Origin of the sequence: Trinickia soli (assembly GCF_002879855.1) — a bacterium.
In the GTDB taxonomy this organism is placed as follows: domain Bacteria; phylum Pseudomonadota; class Gammaproteobacteria; order Burkholderiales; family Burkholderiaceae; genus Trinickia; species Trinickia soli.
Genome location: NZ_PNYB01000002.1, coordinates 81,870 through 102,493, shown reverse-complemented (window position 1 = coordinate 102,493; position 20,624 = coordinate 81,870). Strand labels below are relative to the sequence as shown.

General features: G+C 63.4%; 17 protein-coding genes. 2 read left to right on the top strand and 15 right to left on the bottom strand.

All coding sequences use genetic code 11. The annotated features are described in order from the left end of the window. Positions 1–330: 330 nt before the first annotated feature. Together pgeF and C0Z19_RS02770 are read right to left on the bottom strand one after the other, a co-directional pair. Positions 331–1,152, bottom strand: coding sequence for a peptidoglycan editing factor PgeF (gene pgeF / locus C0Z19_RS02775; protein WP_102608501.1), 822 nt, complete (start codon positions 1,150–1,152; stop codon positions 331–333). Positions 1,153–1,287: 135 nt separating this feature from the next. Next, positions 1,288–2,496, bottom strand: a complete 1,209-nt coding sequence (locus C0Z19_RS02770; protein WP_102608276.1) for an RluA family pseudouridine synthase — start codon at positions 2,494–2,496, stop codon at positions 1,288–1,290. Positions 2,497–2,567: 71 nt separating this feature from the next. On the opposite strand from C0Z19_RS02770, the gene C0Z19_RS02765 reads away from it, so the two are divergent. Further along, positions 2,568–3,413, top strand: coding sequence for an outer membrane protein assembly factor BamD (locus C0Z19_RS02765; protein ID WP_425330253.1), 846 nt, complete (start codon positions 2,568–2,570; stop codon positions 3,411–3,413). A gap of 89 nt (positions 3,414–3,502) precedes the next feature. Here C0Z19_RS02765 and yoaA read toward each other — a convergent pair whose 3' ends face one another. From yoaA to C0Z19_RS02750, 3 genes are all read right to left on the bottom strand, one after another. Next, entirely contained in the window at positions 3,503–5,806 is a 2,304-nt protein-coding gene (yoaA, locus tag C0Z19_RS02760; RefSeq protein ID WP_233195967.1) for a DNA repair helicase YoaA, read from the bottom strand. 64 nt (positions 5,807–5,870) lie between these two features. Beyond that, on the bottom strand, positions 5,871–6,086 hold the full coding sequence (locus tag C0Z19_RS02755) for a DUF465 domain-containing protein (protein ID WP_102608273.1): 216 nt from the start codon (positions 6,084–6,086) through the stop codon (positions 5,871–5,873). 82 nt (positions 6,087–6,168) lie between these two features. Then, positions 6,169–6,993: a colicin transporter gene (locus C0Z19_RS02750; protein ID WP_102608272.1), complete on the bottom strand. Its 825-nt coding sequence runs from the start codon at positions 6,991–6,993 to the stop codon at positions 6,169–6,171. Positions 6,994–7,133: 140 nt separating this feature from the next. On the opposite strand from C0Z19_RS02750, the gene C0Z19_RS02745 reads away from it, so the two are divergent. After that, a complete protein-coding gene (locus C0Z19_RS02745; protein ID WP_102608271.1) occupies positions 7,134–9,464 on the top strand; it encodes a Tex family protein in 2,331 nt (776 codons plus the stop codon). A 195-nt stretch (positions 9,465–9,659) separates the two neighbouring features. On the opposite strand, the gene C0Z19_RS02740 is transcribed toward C0Z19_RS02745, so the two are convergent. The 10 genes from C0Z19_RS02740 to der all read right to left on the bottom strand — a co-directional run bounded on the left by C0Z19_RS02740 (position 9,660) and on the right by der (position 20,592). Further along, positions 9,660–11,552: a potassium transporter Kup gene (locus tag C0Z19_RS02740; protein ID WP_102608270.1), complete on the bottom strand. Its 1,893-nt coding sequence runs from the start codon at positions 11,550–11,552 to the stop codon at positions 9,660–9,662. Positions 11,553–11,713: 161 nt separating this feature from the next. Beyond that, positions 11,714–12,286: a phosphoribosyltransferase gene (locus C0Z19_RS02735; protein WP_175083966.1), complete on the bottom strand. Its 573-nt coding sequence runs from the start codon at positions 12,284–12,286 to the stop codon at positions 11,714–11,716. Positions 12,287–12,289: 3 nt separating this feature from the next. Next, the gene (locus C0Z19_RS02730; RefSeq protein ID WP_102608269.1) at positions 12,290–13,636 is read right to left on the bottom strand and encodes an adenylosuccinate synthase; all 1,347 of its coding nucleotides are present in this window, start codon (positions 13,634–13,636) and stop codon (positions 12,290–12,292) included. Between the two features lie 136 nt (positions 13,637–13,772). Continuing rightward, a complete protein-coding gene (locus tag C0Z19_RS02725) occupies positions 13,773–14,939 on the bottom strand; it encodes an ATP phosphoribosyltransferase regulatory subunit (protein WP_102608268.1) in 1,167 nt (388 codons plus the stop codon). A 113-nt stretch (positions 14,940–15,052) separates the two neighbouring features. Beyond that, entirely contained in the window at positions 15,053–15,244 is a 192-nt protein-coding gene (locus C0Z19_RS02720; RefSeq protein WP_102608267.1) for a DUF2065 family protein, read from the bottom strand. 42 nt (positions 15,245–15,286) lie between these two features. Next, complete coding sequence (locus C0Z19_RS02715; protein ID WP_102608266.1) at positions 15,287–16,195, bottom strand: SPFH domain-containing protein; 909 nt, start codon at positions 16,193–16,195, stop codon at positions 15,287–15,289. Between the two features lie 12 nt (positions 16,196–16,207). Beyond that, positions 16,208–17,578: an FtsH protease activity modulator HflK gene (gene hflK / locus C0Z19_RS02710; RefSeq protein ID WP_102608265.1), complete on the bottom strand. Its 1,371-nt coding sequence runs from the start codon at positions 17,576–17,578 to the stop codon at positions 16,208–16,210. Positions 17,579–17,608: 30 nt separating this feature from the next. Continuing rightward, entirely contained in the window at positions 17,609–18,799 is a 1,191-nt protein-coding gene (gene hflX / locus C0Z19_RS02705) for a GTPase HflX (protein ID WP_102608264.1), read from the bottom strand. Between the two features lie 75 nt (positions 18,800–18,874). Beyond that, positions 18,875–19,111: an RNA chaperone Hfq gene (gene hfq / locus C0Z19_RS02700; protein ID WP_102608263.1), complete on the bottom strand. Its 237-nt coding sequence runs from the start codon at positions 19,109–19,111 to the stop codon at positions 18,875–18,877. Between the two features lie 143 nt (positions 19,112–19,254). Continuing rightward, the gene (gene der / locus C0Z19_RS02695; protein ID WP_102608262.1) at positions 19,255–20,592 is read right to left on the bottom strand and encodes a ribosome biogenesis GTPase Der; all 1,338 of its coding nucleotides are present in this window, start codon (positions 20,590–20,592) and stop codon (positions 19,255–19,257) included. Positions 20,593–20,624: the final 32 nt, after the last annotated feature.

The following is a 20,624-nucleotide window of genomic DNA, read 5'->3' as shown; positions in this document are numbered from 1 at the left end:
GCTTTGGCCGTAAGTCTGGGAAGGAAGACTGATTGAGAGGCGGGCACCGAGCGCACCTGGGCGAACCCTTGCGACCCTCGCTGCGCTCACCCTTGCGAGCGGTCATTCTTGCCCCCGCCACGAGGCGTGTCAATGGTTTGGACCGATTTTGCCGCAGCGCGACAGGTTTTTTATTATCGTTTTCCCGATGTCGATCGAAAACACGGAAGCCAAGCGCCGCTTGAATGTGCGGCATATCACATAGCCGCCCTCGCGCGCACCTGCGAACGAACGTAGGGGCGACACACGCGCATCCGTTGTGCGGCGCGGGGAACGCCCCCCCGCGAACGTTCAGTCGGTCAGCCAGATCATCGCGGCCATACGGCCCGTGACGCGCTCGCGCCGGTACGAAAAGAAGCGCTCGCGTTGCGCGACCGTGCATGCGTCGCCCCCTGTCACACGCGTGACACCAAGCCGCGCCAGGCGCAGGCGCGCAAGCGCGTACAGGTCGGCCCGATACTTACCCGGCGCATCCGCGCGCGCGACGAACGCACGCGCCGTCGCATCGCGCTCTGTGGCCGCGGCTGCACTGAGGAAAGCATCGCGCACGTCGTCGCCCACTTCGAACGCTTGCGGACCGATTGCCGGCCCCAGGTAAGCATGCAGGGCGCTCGCCTCGTCCTGCGCGAGATCGGCCACGCGTTGCGCCGTCTTTTCCACAATGCCCGCAACGAGACCACGCCAGCCGGCATGTGCCGCGCCAACGGCCCTGCCCTCGCCGTCGCACAGCAAGACGGGCAGGCAATCGGCGACCATCACGACACAGGCAACGCCCGGTTGCGCCGTGACGCTCGCGTCGGCTCGCACGGGCGGGCCATCGCGCAGTGCATCTTCGGCCCGGACGATTGCGTCGCCATGGACTTGCTCGAGCCACGCGGCCCGTACCCCGGCGAGCGCGAGCAAACGTGCGCGGTTTTCCTCGACATGAGCCGGATCGTCGCCGGTGTGCAAGCCCAGGTTCAGGCCGCCCTTCACTTCGCGTCCTGACGCCCAACGCCCGTAAGGCGGCAAACTGACGCCGCCGGCCCGGGTCGTGACGAGCGCACGCACACGCGCAGAGACGCGCCACGGGGGCAGGAGGCAATCTGCTTCGGTCAACGAGGTTTCGTTCATCGCGGTGCCTTCATCCGTTCTTTTCATAGCGCTGCAGGTGTCGGCCGTTCGTGGCTCATCGGGGTTCATTCAGGCTGGCGGCACAGGGTCTGGCGCGCTTCGCCGCTGCGGCAACGCGTCTCGCGGCGGATGCAATCACTCGATGTCGGCGTCGTCGTCCGTCTCATCCGCATACCCGCCCTCGCTCTCGTCGAACGCCTCGTATGCGTCGTGGTCACTGGCTTCATCGGGCTCGAACGCCGCTGCATCCTGACCAAAACCAAGCGCTTGCGCGAGTTCGGCCATGTCGGCCGGCACGTCGGCCCGCCAGCGCATCGTGCGCCCGGAGCGCGGATGCACGAGCCCCAGCTGCCAGGCATGCAGCGCCTGGCGCGCGAAGCCCCCAGGCAGCGGCACGCTGGAGCGGCGCCCGCGCGCATGACCATAGACGGGATCGCCCAACAAAGGATGCCCGACATGAGCGCAGTGAACGCGAATCTGGTGTGTGCGCCCGGTTTCGAGGTCGCAATGGATCGCGCTGACGGTCTGTTGATGCCACGTCGTTTGCCCGACCAGACGAAAACGCGTGCGCGCATGCTTGCCGGCGGCGCCCGCGACGACGGCCATCCGCGTACGTTCACGCGGATCGCGACCGATCGGCGCGTCGATGATGCCCTCGTCGGGCATTGCCCCCCACACCAGTGCCACATAGCGGCGCTTGACCGTGCGCGCCTGCAGTTGGCGCACGAGGTCGGTCTGCGCCTCGAGCGTGCGCGCGATCACCATCAGGCCCGACGTTTCCTTGTCGAGCCGATGCACAATGCCGGCCCGCGGCAGACCGGCCGCATCGGGGTAGCGATACAACAGCCCATTGAGAAGGGTGCCGCTCCAGTTGCCGGCCGCCGGATGAACCACGAGGCCCGCGGGCTTGTCGATGACGACGAGCGAATCGTCCTCGTAGACGACGTTGAGCGGAACCGGCTCAGGGGTAAACGCAAGCTGCTCGGGCAGCAGATCGGGCGTAAGCTCGATGCGCGCGCCGAGCGGCACGGCCTGCCGCACTTTGGCCGGCGAGCCGTTCAGCAGAACCCGGCCCGCTTCGGTCCAGCTCTGCAGGCGGCTGCGAGAAAACTCGGGAAATACTTTCGCGAGCACCTTATCGAGTCGATCGCCCGCAAGTTCGGACGGGACGGACGCCACGCGTGGGGCCGTTTCGCCCGTGTGCGCGACGGCATCGGCGCGAGCGCTCGGACGACCGTCAGCGCGATCGTCTTCTTGCGAGTCGGCGGCGCTGACGCTTCGGCTATAATCGGCGCTTTCATCGATAGGGCCGAGCATGTTGCCGGAAGGACGTGTGCGGGTCATTGAAACTGGGTCACTGAGTGAGACTGATTGCTAGGAAGCATGGAGAAATGCGGCGAGCCCTCAACACCATGATGCGCACGGCTTCGTGCGCAGCGAGCCGCGCGGCCAAGCGTGCGGTTCAATCCGCTTCGGCCGGCCTTGCGCTCGCCGCGGCCGCGGTGCTCGTGGCAGGCTGCCACGGCCTGCCGCAAAAGACCGACGAGACAGCCGCCTGGCCAAACAACAAATTATACTCGGAGGCCCAGGATGCGTTGTCCGGCGGCGACTGGGGCAAGTGTGCGAAATACTTCGAAGCGCTCGAGGGCCGCGACCCGTTCGGCCACTTCGCGCAGCAAGCGCAAATCAATGTCGCCTATTGCGACTGGAAGGACAACGAAACGGCCGCTGCCGATCAAGCGATCGACCGCTTCATCTCATTGCATCCGGATCACCCCGACATCGCCTACGCGTACTACCTGAAGGGGATGATCCACTTCAACGACGATCTCGGTCTGTTCGGCCGTTTCTCCGGTCAGGATATGAGCGAACGCGATCCCAAGTCGCTGCGCGAGTCCTACGACGCGTTCAAGATCGTCGTCGACAAGTACCCGAAGAGCAAGTACGCCCCCGACGCTGCAGCGCGCATGCGCTACATCGTCAACGCGCTCGCATCGTATGAAGTGCATGCGGCCGATTACTACTATCGCCGCGGCGCCTACGTGGCGGCCATCAATCGTGCGCAGCTTGCGATCAAAGAGTACAAGAACGCGCCGGCGATCGAAGATGCCCTGCACCTGATGATCCTGTCGTACACGAAGCTGAACGAACAGAAGCTCGCCGACGATACGCGTCGCGTGCTCGCCGGCACATTCCCCGACAGCCCGTATATCACCGGCCATGCACGGCCCGGCACCAAGAAATCGTGGTGGCAGTTCTAACGGGCCGGCCAGATCAGGCTCGTTAGAGCCGGAAGATCTCGGCGAAAAGAAAACCGGCCTTCGCGGCCGGTTTTCTTTATCTTCCCCGTCTACGAAGACTGCTCGGCGCCCTCGGCGAAAAACTCCCGTACCACCTCGATTTCGCGCGTGCGCTTGAATGGCGGGAGGCTCTGCCAGATGCGCCGGCCGTACGGCTTATCGACGAGCCGCGTATCGCAGATCATCAACACGCCGCGGTCCGTTTCCGCGCGGATCAAGCGACCGGCGCCCTGCTTCAACGTGATGACGGCCTGCGGCAGTTGGTGGACGGCAAACGGGCTAAGCCCCTTCTTCGTCAGCGCATCGAGGCGCGCGGAGAGAACCGGGTCATCGGGCGGTGCGAACGGCAGCTTATCGATGACGACGAGCGACAGCGCATCGCCGCGCACGTCCACGCCTTCCCAAAAACTCTGGCTTCCGACGAGAATCGCATTGCCATACGCGCGAAAGCGATCGAGCAGTTCCGTGCGGCTCGCATCGCCTTGTGTGAGCAGCGGCGTGGACCACCCTCGCGCCTCGATGACGTCGCGCAGCTTTCCGGCAATCCGATCGACGGCGCGAAGTGTCGTGCAGAGAAAGAACACGCCTCCGCCGGCCGCTTCGATCACCGGCAGCGCGGCTTCGAAGACAGCATCGGTGAAAGCCGGAGAGGACGGCTGCGGCACATTGCGCGGCACGTAAAGCAAGCTCTGGGTGCCATAGTCAAACGGACTCGGCAACGTCATCGAGCGACGCGCATCGAGGCCCATTTGCGCAGCGTAGTGCGTGAAATCTCCGCGCACGGACAGCGTCGCCGACGTGAAGATCCATGCACGCGGCACACCGGCCCGCTGCTTGGCGAAGATCGGCGCAACCGATAGCGGCGTTTCGTGCAATTGCACGGAGTGTGCGAACACCTCGACCCAACGGATACGCTCATTGAGATCGTGTTGAGCCGACGGCCCGGTCGTGGACGCCGCTCCGCCTGTCCCTGATGCAGGCGGCGGCTCGTCCTCCGGCAATGCGGTCCATCGCGCCAGTTGATCTTGCAGTTCCCGCGCGCGACGAAGACAGGCGCCCAATGATTCGGCCCGTTCGGCCTGCCCTGCGAGCGCTGTGCAGACCGCGTCGAGCGCCGCTTCGAGCGCATCGAGGGCGCCATAGAGCGGATGATCGTCGCCAAGCTGTGCGGCCGATACGCGTAACGTGTCGTCTTTGAACGCAAGCCGCACGTCGCGGGCCGCCCGTTCGAGCCCCGCCCCGAGCTTGACCCATTCGATCGCGTCGCGCGCGTGCGCCAGCCCTTCCGCCACGGTGTCGCGCGCGAGTTCGAGCAATTGCGCCGTTGACAATGTTTCGCCGAAAAACAGCGTGGCCGTCTCGGGCAATTGATGCGCCTCGTCGAAGACGATCGTATTCGCGGTCGGCAGCAACTCGGCCATCCCCGTATCACGCAGCATGATGTCGGCGAAGAAGAGATGATGGTTGACGACGACGAGGTCGGCTTGTTGCGCTTCGCGCCGCGCCTGCATGACGAAGCACTCTTTATAGTGCGGACACTCCTGGCCGAGACAGTTCTCGCGCGTCGATGTCACCATCGACCAGACCGCCGCCGTCTCGGGCACACTCGCGAGTTCGGCCTTGTCACCCGTGCGCGTGATCTTGGCGAAGCGCACGATGTCTTGCAGGTAGGCGGTGTCTTGCCGTGACGGCAGCCGTCCGTTGTCGGCCGTGCGCTGCAGATAGTAGTGACAGAGGTAATTTGCGCGGCCTTTGAGCATGGCGACCGACACGGGCACCGCGAGCGCATCGCGCACCGTTGGGATGTCGCGCTGAAACAGCTGATCCTGCAAGTGCTTGGTGCCCGTCGAGACGATCACCTTTCCGCCCCAGAGCATCGCCGGAACGAGGTAGGCAAAGGTCTTGCCCGTGCCGGTTCCCGCTTCGACGATGAGCGTGTTTTCGCCGTCGCTACCTTCCTGCGAAGACGCCCCGGTTTCGGACGCTGCGTCCGCCGACTCGGTTCGTGTCTCGGCGTCCGCACGCAGCCGTCGCGCTGGGCGACGTTGGGCCTCGAACATCGCGGGCTCAGGCATGGCGCGCCCCGACGCCTCCATGGCTGCCGCCACGGCCGACGCCATTTCGATTTGCGAGGCACGCGGCCGATAGCCGTCGATGGCGCGAGCCAGCAGGCCATCGCTTGCGAAAATCGTGTCGAGTTCGGCGCGCCGACGCGGAGCGAGCGCAGCCGCGAGCGCATGGGGCTGACGCGTCTGCCGCTGCGTCGACGATGTAGTTTCGTCGCGAGCATCCTCGGGCGCACTGGGCGCCGAAGGATGCAACGCGGCGGATGGGGCATCAAGCGGTGAATTCAAGGCAGGCATTTCCATGCAATGACCGGCGCAGAGCGCGCGGCAACAACGCCTGCCCGCTCGCCGCTTACGCGTGCTTGTCCGGTTCGAGCTGCAACTGCAGCAACAAGATATCGTCTTTGACCTTGAGCTTGCGTTTTTTCAGCCGACGCAGGTCGAGGTCGGTAATGTCCGACGAGTCCGCCAATTTGTCTATCTCGCGATCGAGTTCGCTATGCTCCGACTGCAATTGCAAAATGCGGTCGCGAAGCATCTCCGGTTGGATCGCATGATGGTCGCGCATGGTCGCCTCCTCGGTTCGTCAGGCGCGAACCCGCCCGTACGGGCGCCCGCCTGAGGTTGCCATTCAGCAAAAACCCCGTGCCTCAGTCGCTTTGCTGCTCCTGCTGCAAGCGCTTTTGCTGTTCCTGCTGCCGTTGCTGCTGTTGCTGCTGCTTTTCCTGGGCCTTTTGCGCGGCCTGCTTCTGCCGCGCTTCGACGTCCGCCTTGTGCTGCTGCGCGTCGGCCTGCTTCCGCTCGAACCGCTGGGCGCGCTCGGCGCGCTCCTTCGCGTCCCGGGCTGCGTTCTGGCGCGCCTCGTCGAGCTTGCGCTGAAAGTCGGCCTGCTTACGATCGTAAGCGGCTTGGTCGGCGGCATGTTGCGGCGCCTCGGCATTGCGTTGCGCCTGATCAAGCGCGTGCTGGCGCTGCTTGTCCTCAAAAGCCTGCTGATTGCGCGCATCGGTCGCCGCGCGTTGCGGGGCCTCGGCCGCCTCGCGCTCGCGACGCAGCGCTTCTTCCTCATCGCGTTGCTGCGCCCGCACGGAGCGTCGCTCGTCGTTCAGTGCAAGCTGCTCGGCGTGAATCTTTCCGCTCACGGCGCGCATTTTGTCGCGCGCCCGTCCGAGGCAGGCATTGACGAAAAATTTGCTATAGCAGTTATGCACGGCGACGCCGTACGCGTATTCGTTGGCGGCCGAGCGAGCGTCGAGCGCTTGCTGGCGCGCGTTGAAACCGGCGGCGCCGGAGGATGCCGCGCCGCTCGCGGGCTCGGGCGTGGCAGCGGCCGGGTGGCTCGCGGGCATGGCTTGTGCAAGTGCAGCGGCAGGCATGCCGAGCGGCACAGCAAGCGCCAGCGCGGCCACGGCAGCGGCGCGCAGGGCGACTGAAAAACGGGAGGTTGGCAACGTCGTAGGCGGGGATCGGAACATGCTCGAAATTCTAACACCCGCGCTCGACCGCCCGGGCATTTGTGGCAAAATGCGCCGCTTCAGCAACCCGGCCTCGGGCTCGCGTTTTCAGGCTTCGGCCTCACGCGGAAAGGAGGCCCCAGCAGCCAGACGCTTCTCTTATGACGGACTCCGTAGCTCTCAAGATCGTACAACGCATCGCCACCGAACTGACCGTGCAGCCGCGCCAGGTCGCCGCGGCCGTGCAACTGCTCGACGAAGGCGCCACCGTTCCGTTCATCGCGCGCTACCGTAAGGAAGTCACCGACAACCTCGACGACACGCAGCTGCGCCAACTCGAAGAGCGCCTGCTCTATCTGCGGGAACTGGAAGACCGGCGCGCGACGATCGTCGCAAGCATCGGCGAGCAAGGCAAGTTGACAGACGAGCTGCGCACCGCAATCGATGCCGCGGACAGCAAGCAAGTGCTCGAGGATCTCTACCTGCCGTACAAGCCCAAGCGTCGCACGCGTGCCCAGATCGCGCGCGAGGCAGGGCTCGAGCCGCTCGCACAGGCGCTGCTCGCCGATCCCCGCCTCGATCCGCAAACCGAAGCCGCCGCCTACGTCAGCGCCGAGAAAGGCATTGCCGACGTCAAAGCGGCGCTCGACGGCGCACGCGACATTCTCTCGGAACAATTCGGCGAAACAGCGGAATTGCTCGGGAAGTTGCGCGATTATCTGTCGGAGCGCGGCATCGTCTCGTCCTCGGTCGTCGAAGGCAAGGAGCACGAGGAAGGCGAAAAATTCCGCGACTACTACGACTACTCGGAAACGCTGAAGACGGTCCCCTCGCACCGTGCGCTCGCGCTGTTTCGCGGACGCAACGCGGGCGTTCTGATGATCAGGCTGGGGCTCGGCGAAGAACTGGACACGCAACTGCCGCATCCATGCGAAGCGATGATCGCGCACCACGTTGGCATCTCGAATCAAAACCGCCCGGCAGACAAATGGCTCTCCGACGTGTGCCGCTGGTGCTGGCGCGTCAAAGTCCAACCTCATCTCGAAAATGAGCTGCTGACGCAATTGCGCGAAACGGCCGAGCACGAAGCGATCCGCGTCTTCGCGCGCAATCTGAAGGACTTGCTGCTCGCGGCTCCCGCGGGCCCGAAGGCGGTCATCGGTCTCGATCCGGGTTTGCGCACAGGCGTCAAGGTCGCGGTGGTCGATCGAACGGGCAAGGTGCTCGCCACCGACACGATTTACCCGCATGAGCCGCGTCGCGATTGGGACGGCTCCATCGCCAAGCTCGCGCGCCTCGCGGCGCAGACGCAGGCAGAATTGATCAGCATCGGCAACGGCACGGCGTCGCGCGAAACGGACAAGCTTGCAAGCGAACTGATCGCCCGCCATCCCGAGCTCAAGCTGCAAAAGATTGTCGTTTCCGAAGCTGGCGCGTCCGTATATTCGGCGTCGGAGCTGGCTGCGAAGGAGTTCCCCGAGCTCGACGTCTCGCTGCGCGGCGCCGTTTCGATCGCTCGGCGTCTACAAGATCCGTTGGCCGAACTCGTCAAGATCGAGCCCAAGGCGATCGGCGTGGGCCAATATCAGCACGATGTCAACCAGCGCGAGCTCGCCCGTTCGCTCGATGCCGTGGTGGAAGACTGCGTCAACGCAGTAGGCGTCGACGCCAACACCGCATCGGTCGCGCTGCTGGCGCGCGTGTCGGGCTTGAACAGCACGCTGGCGCGCAACATCGTGGAATACCGCGATTCGAACGGCCCGTTCCCTTCCCGCGAGCATCTGCGCAAGGTGCCTCGCCTCGGCGACAAAACGTTCGAGCAAGCTGCCGGATTCCTGCGTATCAACGGCGGCGACAATCCCCTCGATCGCTCCTCCGTGCATCCTGAAGCGTACCCCGTCGTCGAACGGATGCTCGCGAAAATTCGCAAGCAAATCGGCGATGTGCTCGGTAATCGCGAAGCGCTGGCGGGGCTGTCGCCTGCAGAGTTCGTCGACGAGCGTTTCGGCCTTCCCACCGTCCGCGACATTCTTGGCGAACTCGAAAAGCCGGGCCGCGATCCTCGTCCCGAATTCAAAACCGCAACGTTCCGGGAAGGCGTCGAGAAGATTTCGGATCTTGCGCCCGGGATGGTGCTCGAGGGCGTCGTCACCAACGTCGCGGCATTCGGTGCGTTCGTCGATATCGGCGTGCATCAGGACGGACTCGTCCACGTCTCGGCGATGTCCACGAAGTTCATCAAGGATCCGCACGAAGTCGTCAAGGCCGGCCAGGTCGTGAAGGTCAAAGTGATCGATGTGGACGTCAAACGCCAGCGCATCGCGCTCACGATGCGCCTGGACGACGATGCCGCGCCAGTGGCGCGTAGCGGAGCGCGCGACGAGCGTGGCGCAAGCCGCCCCGGCGGCACGGCACGCGCCCCGCAGCGCTCGCGCGACGCGGAGCCGGCCGGCGCGATGGCTGCGGCCTTTGCGAAGCTGAAACAGCGCTGAACCGAAGCGGGACAGCGCAAGACGCGGCGGCCGCTGCGCGCGGCTGGCAAACACTAGCCGCTCTCCACCTGCGCCCGCTGCGCGGCATTAATTGCGCCGGTTGCAATGACAAAGCCCGCGCCTGTCGTTCCAGGTGCGGGCTTTGTTTTTCGAGAAGCCGGTCCGACAGCTTGGGAGACGGCGGCTACATCATGCTCAGATCTCGATCTTCGTGCCCAACTCGACCACGCGGTTGGCGGGAATACGGAAGAAGTCCGTTGGCTTGGCAGCGTTCTGATGCATCCAGGCGAACACGCGTTCGCGCAAGATCGACATACCCGGCAATTGCGTGGGGACGACCGTTTCACGAGCCAGGAAGAACGACGTATCCATGAGTTCGAACTGCATGCCATAAATGCGCTCAAGCTCGAACAGCACCGCTTTGACATCGGGCGTCTCATTGAAACCGTAGGCGGCTCTAACGAGATACAAGCCGCCTCCCACGTCCTTCAACGTGATGCGCTCGTCGTCTTTGACATAGGGAATATCGCGCGTCAGGAACGTGAGAAAAATGGTCCGTTCGTGCAGCACTTTGTTGTGCTTGAGGTTGTGCAACAGGCTGACGGGCACGAGCGAATCGCTGCCGGTCAGGTAGATTGCAGTGCCTGACACCCGATGCGGCGGATGCGCGAGCAGCCCCTTCACAAACGGGGCGAGCGGGATACCGTCGGCCGCCGTGCGTTCCTTCACGAGCATGCGGCCTTTGTACCAGGTCATCAGCAAGAAGAACAGCATCGCGCCAATGCCGAGCGGCAGCCAGCCGCCTTCGGCGACCTTGAGCAGGTTCGCACCGAAAAAAGCCAGGTCGACGGCCGTAAAGGCCGCGATGATGACTGCGACGAGCGCCTTGTTCCAGTTCCACACTTTGACCATGACGACGCAGGCCAGCACGGTCGTGATGACCATCGTCGTCGTGACGGCAATACCGTACGCCGCAGCCAGGTTGTCCGAGCTCTTGAACCCAAGAACGACGCACAAAATGATGAAGAGCAGCAGCCAGTTGACGACGGGCACGTAGATCTGCCCGATCGCAAGGTCCGACGTATGAAGCACCTTCATCCGCGGGACGTAGCCGAGTTGAATTGCCTGGCTCGTCAGCGAATAGGCACCCGAAATGACGGCTTGCGACGCGATGACCGTCGCCACTGTCGACAGAACGACGAGCGGCAGCAGCGCCCACTGCGGCGCCATCAAAAAGAACGGATTTTCGATCGCCTTCGGGTTCAGCATCAGCAGCGCGCCCTGGCCGAAGTAATTGAGCACGAGCGACGGCATAACGAGGATGTACCACGCCAGACGAATCGGACGCGCGCCGAAGTGACCCATATCGGCATACAGCGCTTCGGCGCCCGTCAGTACGAGGAACACCGAACCGAGCACGACATACGCTTGCAACATATGCGCGTGCATGAACGAAATCGCATAGTACGGATTAAGCGCAGCGATGATCTGGGGCGCACGCGCAATATGATGGATGCCGAGCAACGCAAGCGTCGCAAACCAGACGAGCATAATGGGCCCGAACAGTTTGCCGACGAGCGACGTGCCATGCCGCTGGATCCAAAACAGCGCGACGAGGATCAGCATCGTGATCGGCAAAACGAGATGCGACAGATGCGGCGTTGCGATCTCCAGCCCCTCAACGGCCGAAATGACCGAGATAGCCGGCGTGATGACAGCATCGCCGTAAAACATGCATGCGCCGAATATGCCGAGCATCATCAAGACGCCCGTGACGCGCGACTTTGCCGAAAACGGCCGCAAAGACAGCGCCATCAGCGCAAGCACCCCACCCTCGCCATTGTTGTCCGCGCGCATCACGAACAACACGTACTTTATCGAGACGACAACGACGATCGCCCAGAACAATAACGAGATAACGCCAAGGATCGAATGGTCGGTCAGTGCGATGCCGTGTGCGGGGCTGAAGGCTTCCTTAAGCGCATACAGCGGGCTCGTGCCGATATCGCCGAACACGACGCCGATGGCCGCCAGAGCGAGCGCCGGCAACGAATGCTGGCGAAGGTTGTCGTGGTTGTTGTCTGTCATAAACGAAGCGATTCGTACCGGATCAGCCGGCACCGAGCGCTATTCTAGCGGTGCATCGATGACGAATACACATAAAAAGAGCGGAGTCGCCCGACTCCGCTCGATCATTGATACCCGCGCAACGGCGAGACTCAGACCAAGTGCAACTTACGTGCCGCAGTTCAATCCTGAGCGACGCCACGTTTGATCCAGGCGCCCAGATTGTGCGGCCGAACCGTGTCCCACTCCTCGAACGGCTGATGGATCCACGGGTTGGTCGGCAAGGATTGAACAAAATAGTCGGGTTTGACCTTCGAGCAGCCCTTGTACCACAGCACGGCCGAGCGCACGGCCGCAACGGCCGGATAGCGCTCTTTCAAATGTTGCTGGACACGCGCAAGCGTCACTCCCGAGTCAACCAGATCGTCGACGAGCAACACGTTGCCTGACAAATCCCCGCGCGTCATCGTGATGTATTGCGCGATATCGAGCTCGCCCTGCTGAGTCCCCGCCGCCTCGCGGTAGGAACTCGTCGCGAGAATCGCCAACGGGAGGTCGTAAATACGCGAAAGCTGGTCGCCGACGCGCAAGCCGCCGCGCGCAAGGCAAAGGATCTGGTCGAACTTCCAACCCGAATCATGCACGGCGAGCGCCAGGAGCTCGATGAGCCGATGATATTCGTCCCAGCTCACCCAGAGGTTCTTTTCGTCGTTGCGCGGGTCGGCCATCGCGATCATCGGCATGTTCTGCGTCATCGCTTAGACCTTGAACGGATGGCGCAACAAGATCGTCTCGTCGCGATCGGGGCCTGTCGAGATCATGTCGATCGGCACGCCGGCCACTTCCTGAACGCGCGTCAGGTAAGCCTGCGCATTGGCGGGAAGACGATCCCACTGCGTAATGCCGATCGTGCTCTCCTTCCACCCGGCGAACGTCTCGTAGACGGGCTCGCAGCGCGCCACTTCGGCCGCACCGCGCGGGAGCAGATCCACGCTCTTGCCGTCGATCTTGTATCCGACGCAGAGGTTGACCTCTTCCAGGCCGTCGAGCACGTCGAGCTTGGTCATGCACAGCCCTGACACGCCGTTGATCTGGATCGAACGACGCAGCGCAGCGGCGTCGAGCCAACCCGTGCGACGCGGACGCCCTGTCACGGAGCCGAACTCCTTGCCGACGTTCGCGAGCGTGACGCCAACCGCATTCTGTCGCTGCGGATTGTCCGCATCGTAGAGCTCGCTCGGGAACGGCCCGGAGCCGACGCGCGTGCAATACGCCTTCGTGATACCGAGAATGTAGTGCAACTTTTGCGGACCGACGCCTGCGCCTGCCGCGGCAGCGCCTGCGACGCAATTGCTCGACGTGACGAAAGGATAAGTGCCGTGATCGACGTCGAGCAGCGTGCCCTGCGCGCCTTCGAACAACAGATTGCGGCCCGCCGCGTTTTCGTCGTACAAGCGCCGCGAGACGTCGGCGACCATCGGCGCGAGGCGCTCGGCGTAGCCGAGCATCGTGTCGAGCGTCTGCTGGAAGTCGACTGCGGCGGCGCCCAGATATTGGGTCAGGACGAAATTATGGAAATCGAGCGTTTCGCGCAGACGTTCGGCGAACGTGTCCGGCGCGAACAAATCCTGCACGCGCAGCGCGCGGCGGCCGACTTTGTCCTCGTAGGCGGGGCCGATGCCGCGCCCGGTCGTGCCGATCTTGCTCGCGCCGCGACGCGCCTCGCGCGCCTGATCGATCGCGATGTGATACGGCAGAATCAGCGTGGTGGCTTCGGAGATAAACAGGCGCTGACGGACGTCGACGCCCGCCGCTTCGAGTTCGCCGATCTCCTTGAACAGCGCTTCGGGCGAAAGCACGACACCGTTGCCGATGTAGCAGGCGACGCCCGCGCGCATGATGCCCGACGGAATGAGGCGCAAGATCGTTTTCTTGCCGCCGATGATGAGCGTATGACCGGCATTGTGACCGCCCTGAAAACGCACGACGCCTTGCGCGTGGTCCGTCAGCCAGTCGACGATTTTGCCCTTGCCTTCATCACCCCACTGGGTCCCGACGACGACGACGTTGCGTCCCGGAGCCGCGTTCACTGCACTGGCAGACATGTTGTTTCGTTAGCTGGTTAAAAACGTATTCTACCCATGTTCGCGGAAGCTTCCGAATTTTTCCGTTTCGCTTCAACGGCATGGCCCATCTTCGAGCAATCTCGGCAGCATGCCTTGATCGACTCGAACCGCTCGATCAGGCGACCGGATGCGACTCGCGCGCCTCTACGAGCCAAGCGCCGTCTCGCTCCACGAGCACACGATCAAACGCGAATTCGTCAAGCGCATGATCGTGCCCTGGCAATGCCTGAATCACGACTTCTCCGGCATCGCGCAGCGCAGCGACGCGTTCGCGCAACAAATCGTCGTGCTTCCACGGCGCGAGGATGGCACTGCTGCGCGCCTCGATTGGCGAAACCGTCGCGATCTCGCGCAGATCGAGCGAAAAACCCGTGGCCGGGCGCGCCCTCCCGTAGGCTTGGCCGACGTGATCGTAACGCCCGCCCCGCGCGAGGGCGTTCGGCACGCCGTCGACGTATGCGGAAAACATAACGCCGCTGTGATAGGCATAGCCGCGCAGGTCGGCAAGGTCGATCGCTGCCTGCGCGCCCTCGACATGCGTCGCGAGGAACGTCAAATCGTCAAGCGCGCGCGTAATCGCCGGCCATTGCGGCAACTGTTGCCGCGCGAGGTCGAGCACCGAGACATCGCCGTACAGCGACGGCAGCGCCCGCAGCGCGTCGCGCACGACCGGGTCGAGATCCTGCGTGAGTTCGGCGATACGCGGCACATCTTTGCCGGCCAGCGCCTCGTAAAGCGTCTCGCCCCGCCCGGCTGCGACCGGATCGCGCTCGAACAGCGCGAGCAAGACCCCGGCGTGGCAAAGATCGAGTCGGACGTTCTCAATGCCCGCCAGACGCAGCACGTCCAGCATCAGTTGCTGAACTTCGAGATCGGCTTCGAGCCCTGCATGGCCGTATATTTCTGCACCAATCTGAATTTGTTCGCGCGTCGCATGCAAGCCGCGCGGCCTCGTGTGCAACACGCTGCCGGCATAGCAAAGCCGCGTCACGCCCTGGCGGTTGAGCAGGTGAGCGTCGATGCGCGCCACTTGCGGCGTGGTGTCGGCTCGCAGCCCGAGCGTACGCCCCGACAGTTGATCGACGAGCTTGAACGTGCGCAGGTTCAGGTCGCTCCCACCACCGGTCAGCAGCGACTCGAGATACTCGAGCATCGGCGGCATCACCATCTCGTAGCCGTACGTACGAAAACGATCGAGCAGCGCACGTCGAAGTTCTTCAATCTTGCGTGCTTCGGACGGCAGCACGTCGGCAATATTTTCGGGAAGCAGCCAGGTCGACATCGGTTGAGTCCTACAACGTTAATTGGGGCGAGCAACGCGCGGCCCAAAGCGAATGAAGCGGTGCGCGGCGCGGGTCGAAGACGCTTCGCGCGCGGCGCGTGATCGTTTCGTCCCTAGGTCGCCGCCACCAGCAGCAGCAAGCCGAGCGCCATGACGAGCAAACCGCCGATCCGGATATGATGCGCCGGCCGTTCCGCTATTCTACGAAAGGTCTCGCGCCATGCTGTCGGGAATACGAACGGGAACATGCCCTCGATAATGAGCATCAGTGCGATCGCAAGCAGTAACGAACCGGCCATGTCCATGAAAATGACGGCGCCGCCCGTCGATCGGGCGGCGCCTGTGAATCAGTGTTTGCGTGAAGCCGAAGCGGCCGGGTTGGTTGAGGCGGCGTTCCCGTCGGGGCTACGCATGAAGCGGAAGAATTCACTGTCGGGATCGACGACGATGACATCCCCCGCTTTGAATACGCTTCGATAGGCCTGCAAGCTCTGGTAGAACTGGTAGAAGTTCGGATCGCGCCCGAATGCGTCCGCGGCAATGGCGGCTGCTTTCGCATCGCCCCCGCCTTTGATCGACTGCGCTGCCGCGTAGGCATCGGCCAGCACGGCGTCGCGCTGTCGCTCGGCATCGGCTTTGATTTCGGCGACTTCGGCCGAAGTCTGCGCACGCGCATCACTGGCCGCCTTCTCTTCGGCCGCCGTCATGCGCTTGTAGACGGCGTCGGCAGCAGCATGCGGAAAATCGACACGCAGGAACTGCAGATCCACGAGTTCGACACCGAGCGTACCAGCCGTACCGGCCATCGCTGCTTGGGCTTCCCGCGCAATCGCGCCTTGGTGCGCAAGCGCATCCGCGAGCGAGCGTTTGCCGAATGCCTCGCCTAACGCAGAGCGTAGCGCTGCGGCAAGCCGGTCATTCGCGCTTTGCTGATCCCCCTCGGTTTCATTGAAGAGCTTCAATGGGTCCGTCACACGATATTTGAGGGCGGGCGTGACGAGCAGCTCGCTCTTGTCCGAGGTGACACAATGATCGGCGTCGGACGGCGCAAGCGTACGCACGCGCGTGTCCACGATCATGGCCGATTGCAGCGGCGCCGGCAGCTTGACGTGCAGGCCGGTGCCGACCACGACGGGGTTGCTACCGCCGCGCGAATATACGACCGCGACGTGCCGTTGATCGACAACGAGCAGCGTCGACGCCCCGGCGAACAACACAGCCACGACCACAATGACAAGCGCAATAATTCGGTTCATGTTCAGCGCTTCCTATTGCTGCTGCAATTCGTCTTCGCGGGAGCGACTGCGCAACGCGTCTCGCGAACGCATCGCATCGCTTGCCGCGGCCGCCTGGCTCGCCGCGCTCGGCGCTGCTGCGGCCGGCGCCTGTGGCGACGCCGCCTGCGCGCCCGCCGCCGCGCCTTGAGCACCCGCGGCTGCCGATGCCGCCGTTTCGGGCGCCGCGCGCCGATTGGCCTCGAGCAGCTTATCAAGCGACAGGTTCACGACGTTGCTACCACCCTTGGCGCCGACGAATACCTTCGTGGTGTTCGCATATATTTCGCGCATGGTTTCCAGGTACATCCGCTCGCGTATGACGGCCGGCGCTTTCGCGTACTGAGCGTAGACCTCTTTGAAGCGCTCGGCGTCTCCCTGCGCCTGCGCTTCGACGCGTTGTGCGTACGCCTTCGCGTCGTCGATCGAACGCTGCGCTTGTTCTTTCGCACCCGGCAAGATTTGCCCCGCATAGGCTTGCGCCGCACTCTTGGCACGCGCGTGCTCCTGGCGGGCCCGCGCGGCGTCCGCGTAGGCGCCCTGCACCGCCGCCGGCGGCTCGATGGACTGCACGGTGACGCTCGTCACGGCAAGCCCCGTGCGAGTCCGGTCGAGCGCGCTCTGAATGGCTTGCGCGAGCGGCTCGCGAATCGCGTCGCGGTTGCCGTCGAGCAAGCTCTCCGTGCTGCGCGCGCCGACGGTCTCTCGCACCGCCGCTTGCGCCGCCTGCGTCACGCTGAGATCGGGATCGACCGTTTGGAACAGGTAATCGGTAGCCGATTTGACCTGATATTGCACGGCCACGCGGACATCGACGATACCACCGTCTTGCGTGATCACGGATGCATCCTTCATGTCGGCATCGCTCATTGCATTGCCGCGGCCGATCTCGACCGAACGGATTTGCGCGACATTGACGATTTCGTGGGTTTCAAACGGATAGGGCAGACGGATATGGATACCCGGCTCCACCGTTCCCCGGTATTTGCCGAATTGCAGGACGATACCGGTTTGGCCCTCCTGCACGACGAAGATGCCGCTGCCGATATAGATCGCCGCGAGCACGCCGATGACAATGCCGACGCCGATTCGAGCCGCTCGTCCGTTGTCCGGACGCCGATCCCCCGGCCCGCTTCCCTGGCCTTTACCGCCGAAAAAGCGCGACAGGCGCCGATTGAAATCGCGCCACATTTCGTCGAGATCGGGCGGACCGCCGCCGTCGCCATCGTTGCCGCCGGGGCCACGCTTCGGCTCGTTCGGCCGTTGCCGGCTACCGTTACCGTCGCTGCGCCCCCAACGGGGATCGTTGATCGAAAGAATGGCGCGCGCACGCAGCCAGAAACTCCGCTCGTTGTATTCGTTCACCTGTTCGTTCGCTCGAGTTGGGAGGGCCGGTCAATGCAAATCAGAGCGCCATGTCCGCGCATCCGACGCGTCGGAGTCTTCGCGCTCATGACCTGGCAGCGCTTCTTCCGGCTGCGCTCGCCCGCTATCTGGGAGATGTTCTGAGGTGGCGATTTCGGCGATGGCTGCGCGCAGCGTATCCAGACCCTGCCCGGTGCGCGCGCTCAAAAAGACGCGCGAAATATTACCATATTCGTCCCGCTCGACCGCTTCGCCGCGAGCCGCCAATTCCGGCACGGCGTCGATCTTGTTGAAAACGAGAATCTGCCGCACCGCATGCGCGCCGATCTCGTTCAACACTTCATTGACCTGGTCGATCTGATCCAGCCGCACGGCGCTGGAGGCATCGACCACGTGCAACAGCAAATCGGCATGAATCGTTTCTTCGAGCGTTGCGCGAAACGCGGCCACAAGTTGATGTGGCAATTCGCGAATAAAGCCGACCGTATCGGAGATGATCACCTGCCCGGCCTCATCACCGAGATAAAGCCGCCGCGAAGTCGTGTCGAGCGTCGCGAACAATTGATCGGCCGCATACGCTTGCGCTTTCGTCAGCGCATTGAACAACGTCGATTTGCCCGCGTTCGTATAGCCGACCAGCGACACCGACATTGCGCGGTTGCGCGCACGCTGACGCCGCTGCGTGCCGTGCTGACGGCGCAACTTCTCGAGCCGGACCTTGAGCATCTTGATGCGCTCGCCGATCAGGCGGCGGTCGGTTTCGAGCTGCGTTTCGCCGGGGCCGCGCAGGCCGATACCGCCCTTTTGGCGCTCCAGGTGGGTCCACGCGCGGACGAGCCGCGTGGCCATATACTGCAACTGCGCCAGTTCGACCTGCAGCTTGCCTTCATGGCTGCGCGCACGCTGCGCGAAGATGTCGAGAATCAGACTGGTGCGATCGACGACGCGCCGATTAAGCGCACGTTCCAGATTGCGCTGTTGGGCCGGCGCCAACGCATGGTTGAAGATAACGATTTCGACCTCGTTGGCCTCGCACGCGAGACGCAACTCCTCGGCCTTCCCGCTACCGACAAACAAAGCGGCGTCCGGGCTCGTACGGCGCCCGGTCAATGTCACGGCGGGATGTGCGCCCGCACTTTGCGCGAGCAGACTGAGTTCTTCGAGACTGGCTTCGAAGTCGATCTTGCCGAAATCGATGCCGACGAGCGCTGCGTTGATCAAATTGATGAGTGTCTAAAAGAGAAGCGGCCGGCACGGCGCCGATGCGTCGGCGCCGTGCCGGCCGCCAGGGTGAATTCAGGCCGTTTCCGAATCGGGATGGAAATTGACCGGACGGGCCGGCACTACCGTCGAAATGGCGTGCTTGTAAACCATCTGGGTCACGGTGTTCCGGAGCAACACGACGTACTGGTCGAACGATTCTATGTTCCCTTGCAGCTTGATGCCGTTGACCAAATAGATGGAAACCGGCACGTGCTCTTTGCGCAGTGCGTTCAGAAACGGGTCTTGTAACAGTTGCCCTTTGTTGCTCATAGCAAACTCCGTCGTTTTTTTGCAGGTTGGATCCAGATTGGGACGAAGAAAAAGAAATCCGCCACCAATCGCTACACTATAGCCGATTTTCGTTGTCACACGGGCCGCCCGGCCATCCGGCAGCCCCCTGCCGGACACCCGGATCAGCCCTTGTCGGCGTACGGGTTCGCCGACGAACGGAACTCTATGCGCAATGGAGTTCCGGTCAACGAGAAAGTTTCTCGGAAGCGATTTTCGAGATATCGCTTGTAAGTTTCGGTCACCGCATCGAGCGCGTTGCCGTGGATGACGATGATCGGCGGGTTTTGCCCGCCCTGGTGCGCGTACCGCAATTTCGGACGCACGGGGCCGCGGCGGCGCGGCTGCTGAAATTCGACAGCCTCGATCAGCGCACGCGTGAGCTTGGGCGTGGGCAGCTTCGCCATGGCGGCGGCATAAGCGTCGTCAACTGAGCGCATCAGCGGGCCGATACCGGTTTTCTCGGTGGCCGAGATGAAGTGGAACTTCGCGAATTCGAGGAATTTGAGCTTGCGCATCATGTCCGCTTTCGTGCGGTCGCGCACGTGCGCATCGAGCCCATCCCATTTATTGACGCCGACGACGAGCGCGCGCCCTTGCTCCACCACGAATCCAGCGATGTGGGCATCCTGTTCCGAGATATCCTGACGCGCATCGAGCAGCAAGATCACGACGTTGGCGTCGGCTATCGACTGCAGCGTCTTCACCACCGAGAACTTCTCGATCGCCTCGAAGACCTTGCCGCGGCGGCGCAGGCCGGCCGTGTCGATCAGCGTATATTTCCTGCCCTGGCGTTCGAAGTCTACATAGATCGAGTCGCGCGTCGTCCCCGGCATGTCGAACGCGATCACGCGGTCCTCGCCGATCAGCGTGTTGACGAGCGTCGATTTGCCGACATTCGGCCGGCCGACGATCGCAATCTTGATGCCGCGCGCGGCGCTCTCTTCTTCATCCTCTTCCGGGTGGCCGGCATAGGCGATTTCGAGCGCGTCATTGATCATCTCCGTGACGCCGTCGCCGTGCGCCGCGGAGATGGCGCGTGGGTCGCCGAGACCGAGCTCGTAAAAATCGGAGGCCACGGCCGTGTACTTCATACCCTCGGCCTTGTTCACGACGAGCACGATCGGGCGGCCGGTCTTGCGCAGGTAGTCGGCGATCGCCTTGTCCTGAGGCGCCAGGCCGTTGCGCCCGTCGACGATGAAGACCACGACATCGGACTCTTCGACAGCCTGCCGCGTTTGCCGCGCCATTTCATGCAGGATGCCGTCTTTCGCGACGGGCTCGAATCCGCCCGTATCTACGACGAGATAGGCGCGTTCGCCCACGCGCCCTTCGCCATAATGGCGGTCGCGCGTGAGGCCCGGCAAATCGGCGACCAGCGCGTCGCGCGACCGCGTCAAGCGGTTGAACAGAGTGGATTTCCCCACATTGGGGCGCCCGACAAGGGCAATAACGGGTTTCATCTGATGTTGCCTAAAGGAAGCTCGCGCCGCCG

What these genes read in the sequence shown, in the direction of transcription:
- pgeF (WP_102608501.1), bottom strand. Translation starts at nt 1,152, where the DNA reads ATGAACGAAACCTCGTTGACCGAAGCAGATTGCCTCCTGCCCCCGTGG.
- C0Z19_RS02770 (WP_102608276.1), bottom strand. Translation starts at nt 2,496, where the DNA reads ATGACCCGCACACGTCCTTCCGGCAACATGCTCGGCCCTATCGATGAA.
- C0Z19_RS02765 (WP_425330253.1), top strand. Translation starts at nt 2,568, where the DNA reads ATGCGCACGGCTTCGTGCGCAGCGAGCCGCGCGGCCAAGCGTGCGGTT.
- C0Z19_RS02755 (WP_102608273.1), bottom strand. Translation starts at nt 6,086, where the DNA reads ATGCGCGACCATCATGCGATCCAACCGGAGATGCTTCGCGACCGCATT.
- C0Z19_RS02750 (WP_102608272.1), bottom strand. Translation starts at nt 6,993, where the DNA reads ATGTTCCGATCCCCGCCTACGACGTTGCCAACCTCCCGTTTTTCAGTC.
- C0Z19_RS02745 (WP_102608271.1), top strand. Translation starts at nt 7,134, where the DNA reads ATGACGGACTCCGTAGCTCTCAAGATCGTACAACGCATCGCCACCGAA.
- C0Z19_RS02740 (WP_102608270.1), bottom strand. Translation starts at nt 11,552, where the DNA reads ATGACAGACAACAACCACGACAACCTTCGCCAGCATTCGTTGCCGGCG.
- C0Z19_RS02735 (WP_175083966.1), bottom strand. Translation starts at nt 12,286, where the DNA reads ATGACGCAGAACATGCCGATGATCGCGATGGCCGACCCGCGCAACGAC.
- C0Z19_RS02730 (WP_102608269.1), bottom strand. Translation starts at nt 13,636, where the DNA reads ATGTCTGCCAGTGCAGTGAACGCGGCTCCGGGACGCAACGTCGTCGTC.
- C0Z19_RS02725 (WP_102608268.1), bottom strand. Translation starts at nt 14,939, where the DNA reads ATGTCGACCTGGCTGCTTCCCGAAAATATTGCCGACGTGCTGCCGTCC.
- C0Z19_RS02720 (WP_102608267.1), bottom strand. Translation starts at nt 15,244, where the DNA reads ATGGACATGGCCGGTTCGTTACTGCTTGCGATCGCACTGATGCTCATT.
- C0Z19_RS02715 (WP_102608266.1), bottom strand. Translation starts at nt 16,195, where the DNA reads ATGAACCGAATTATTGCGCTTGTCATTGTGGTCGTGGCTGTGTTGTTC.
- hfq (WP_102608263.1), bottom strand. Translation starts at nt 19,111, where the DNA reads ATGAGCAACAAAGGGCAACTGTTACAAGACCCGTTTCTGAACGCACTG.
- der (WP_102608262.1), bottom strand. Translation starts at nt 20,592, where the DNA reads ATGAAACCCGTTATTGCCCTTGTCGGGCGCCCCAATGTGGGGAAATCC.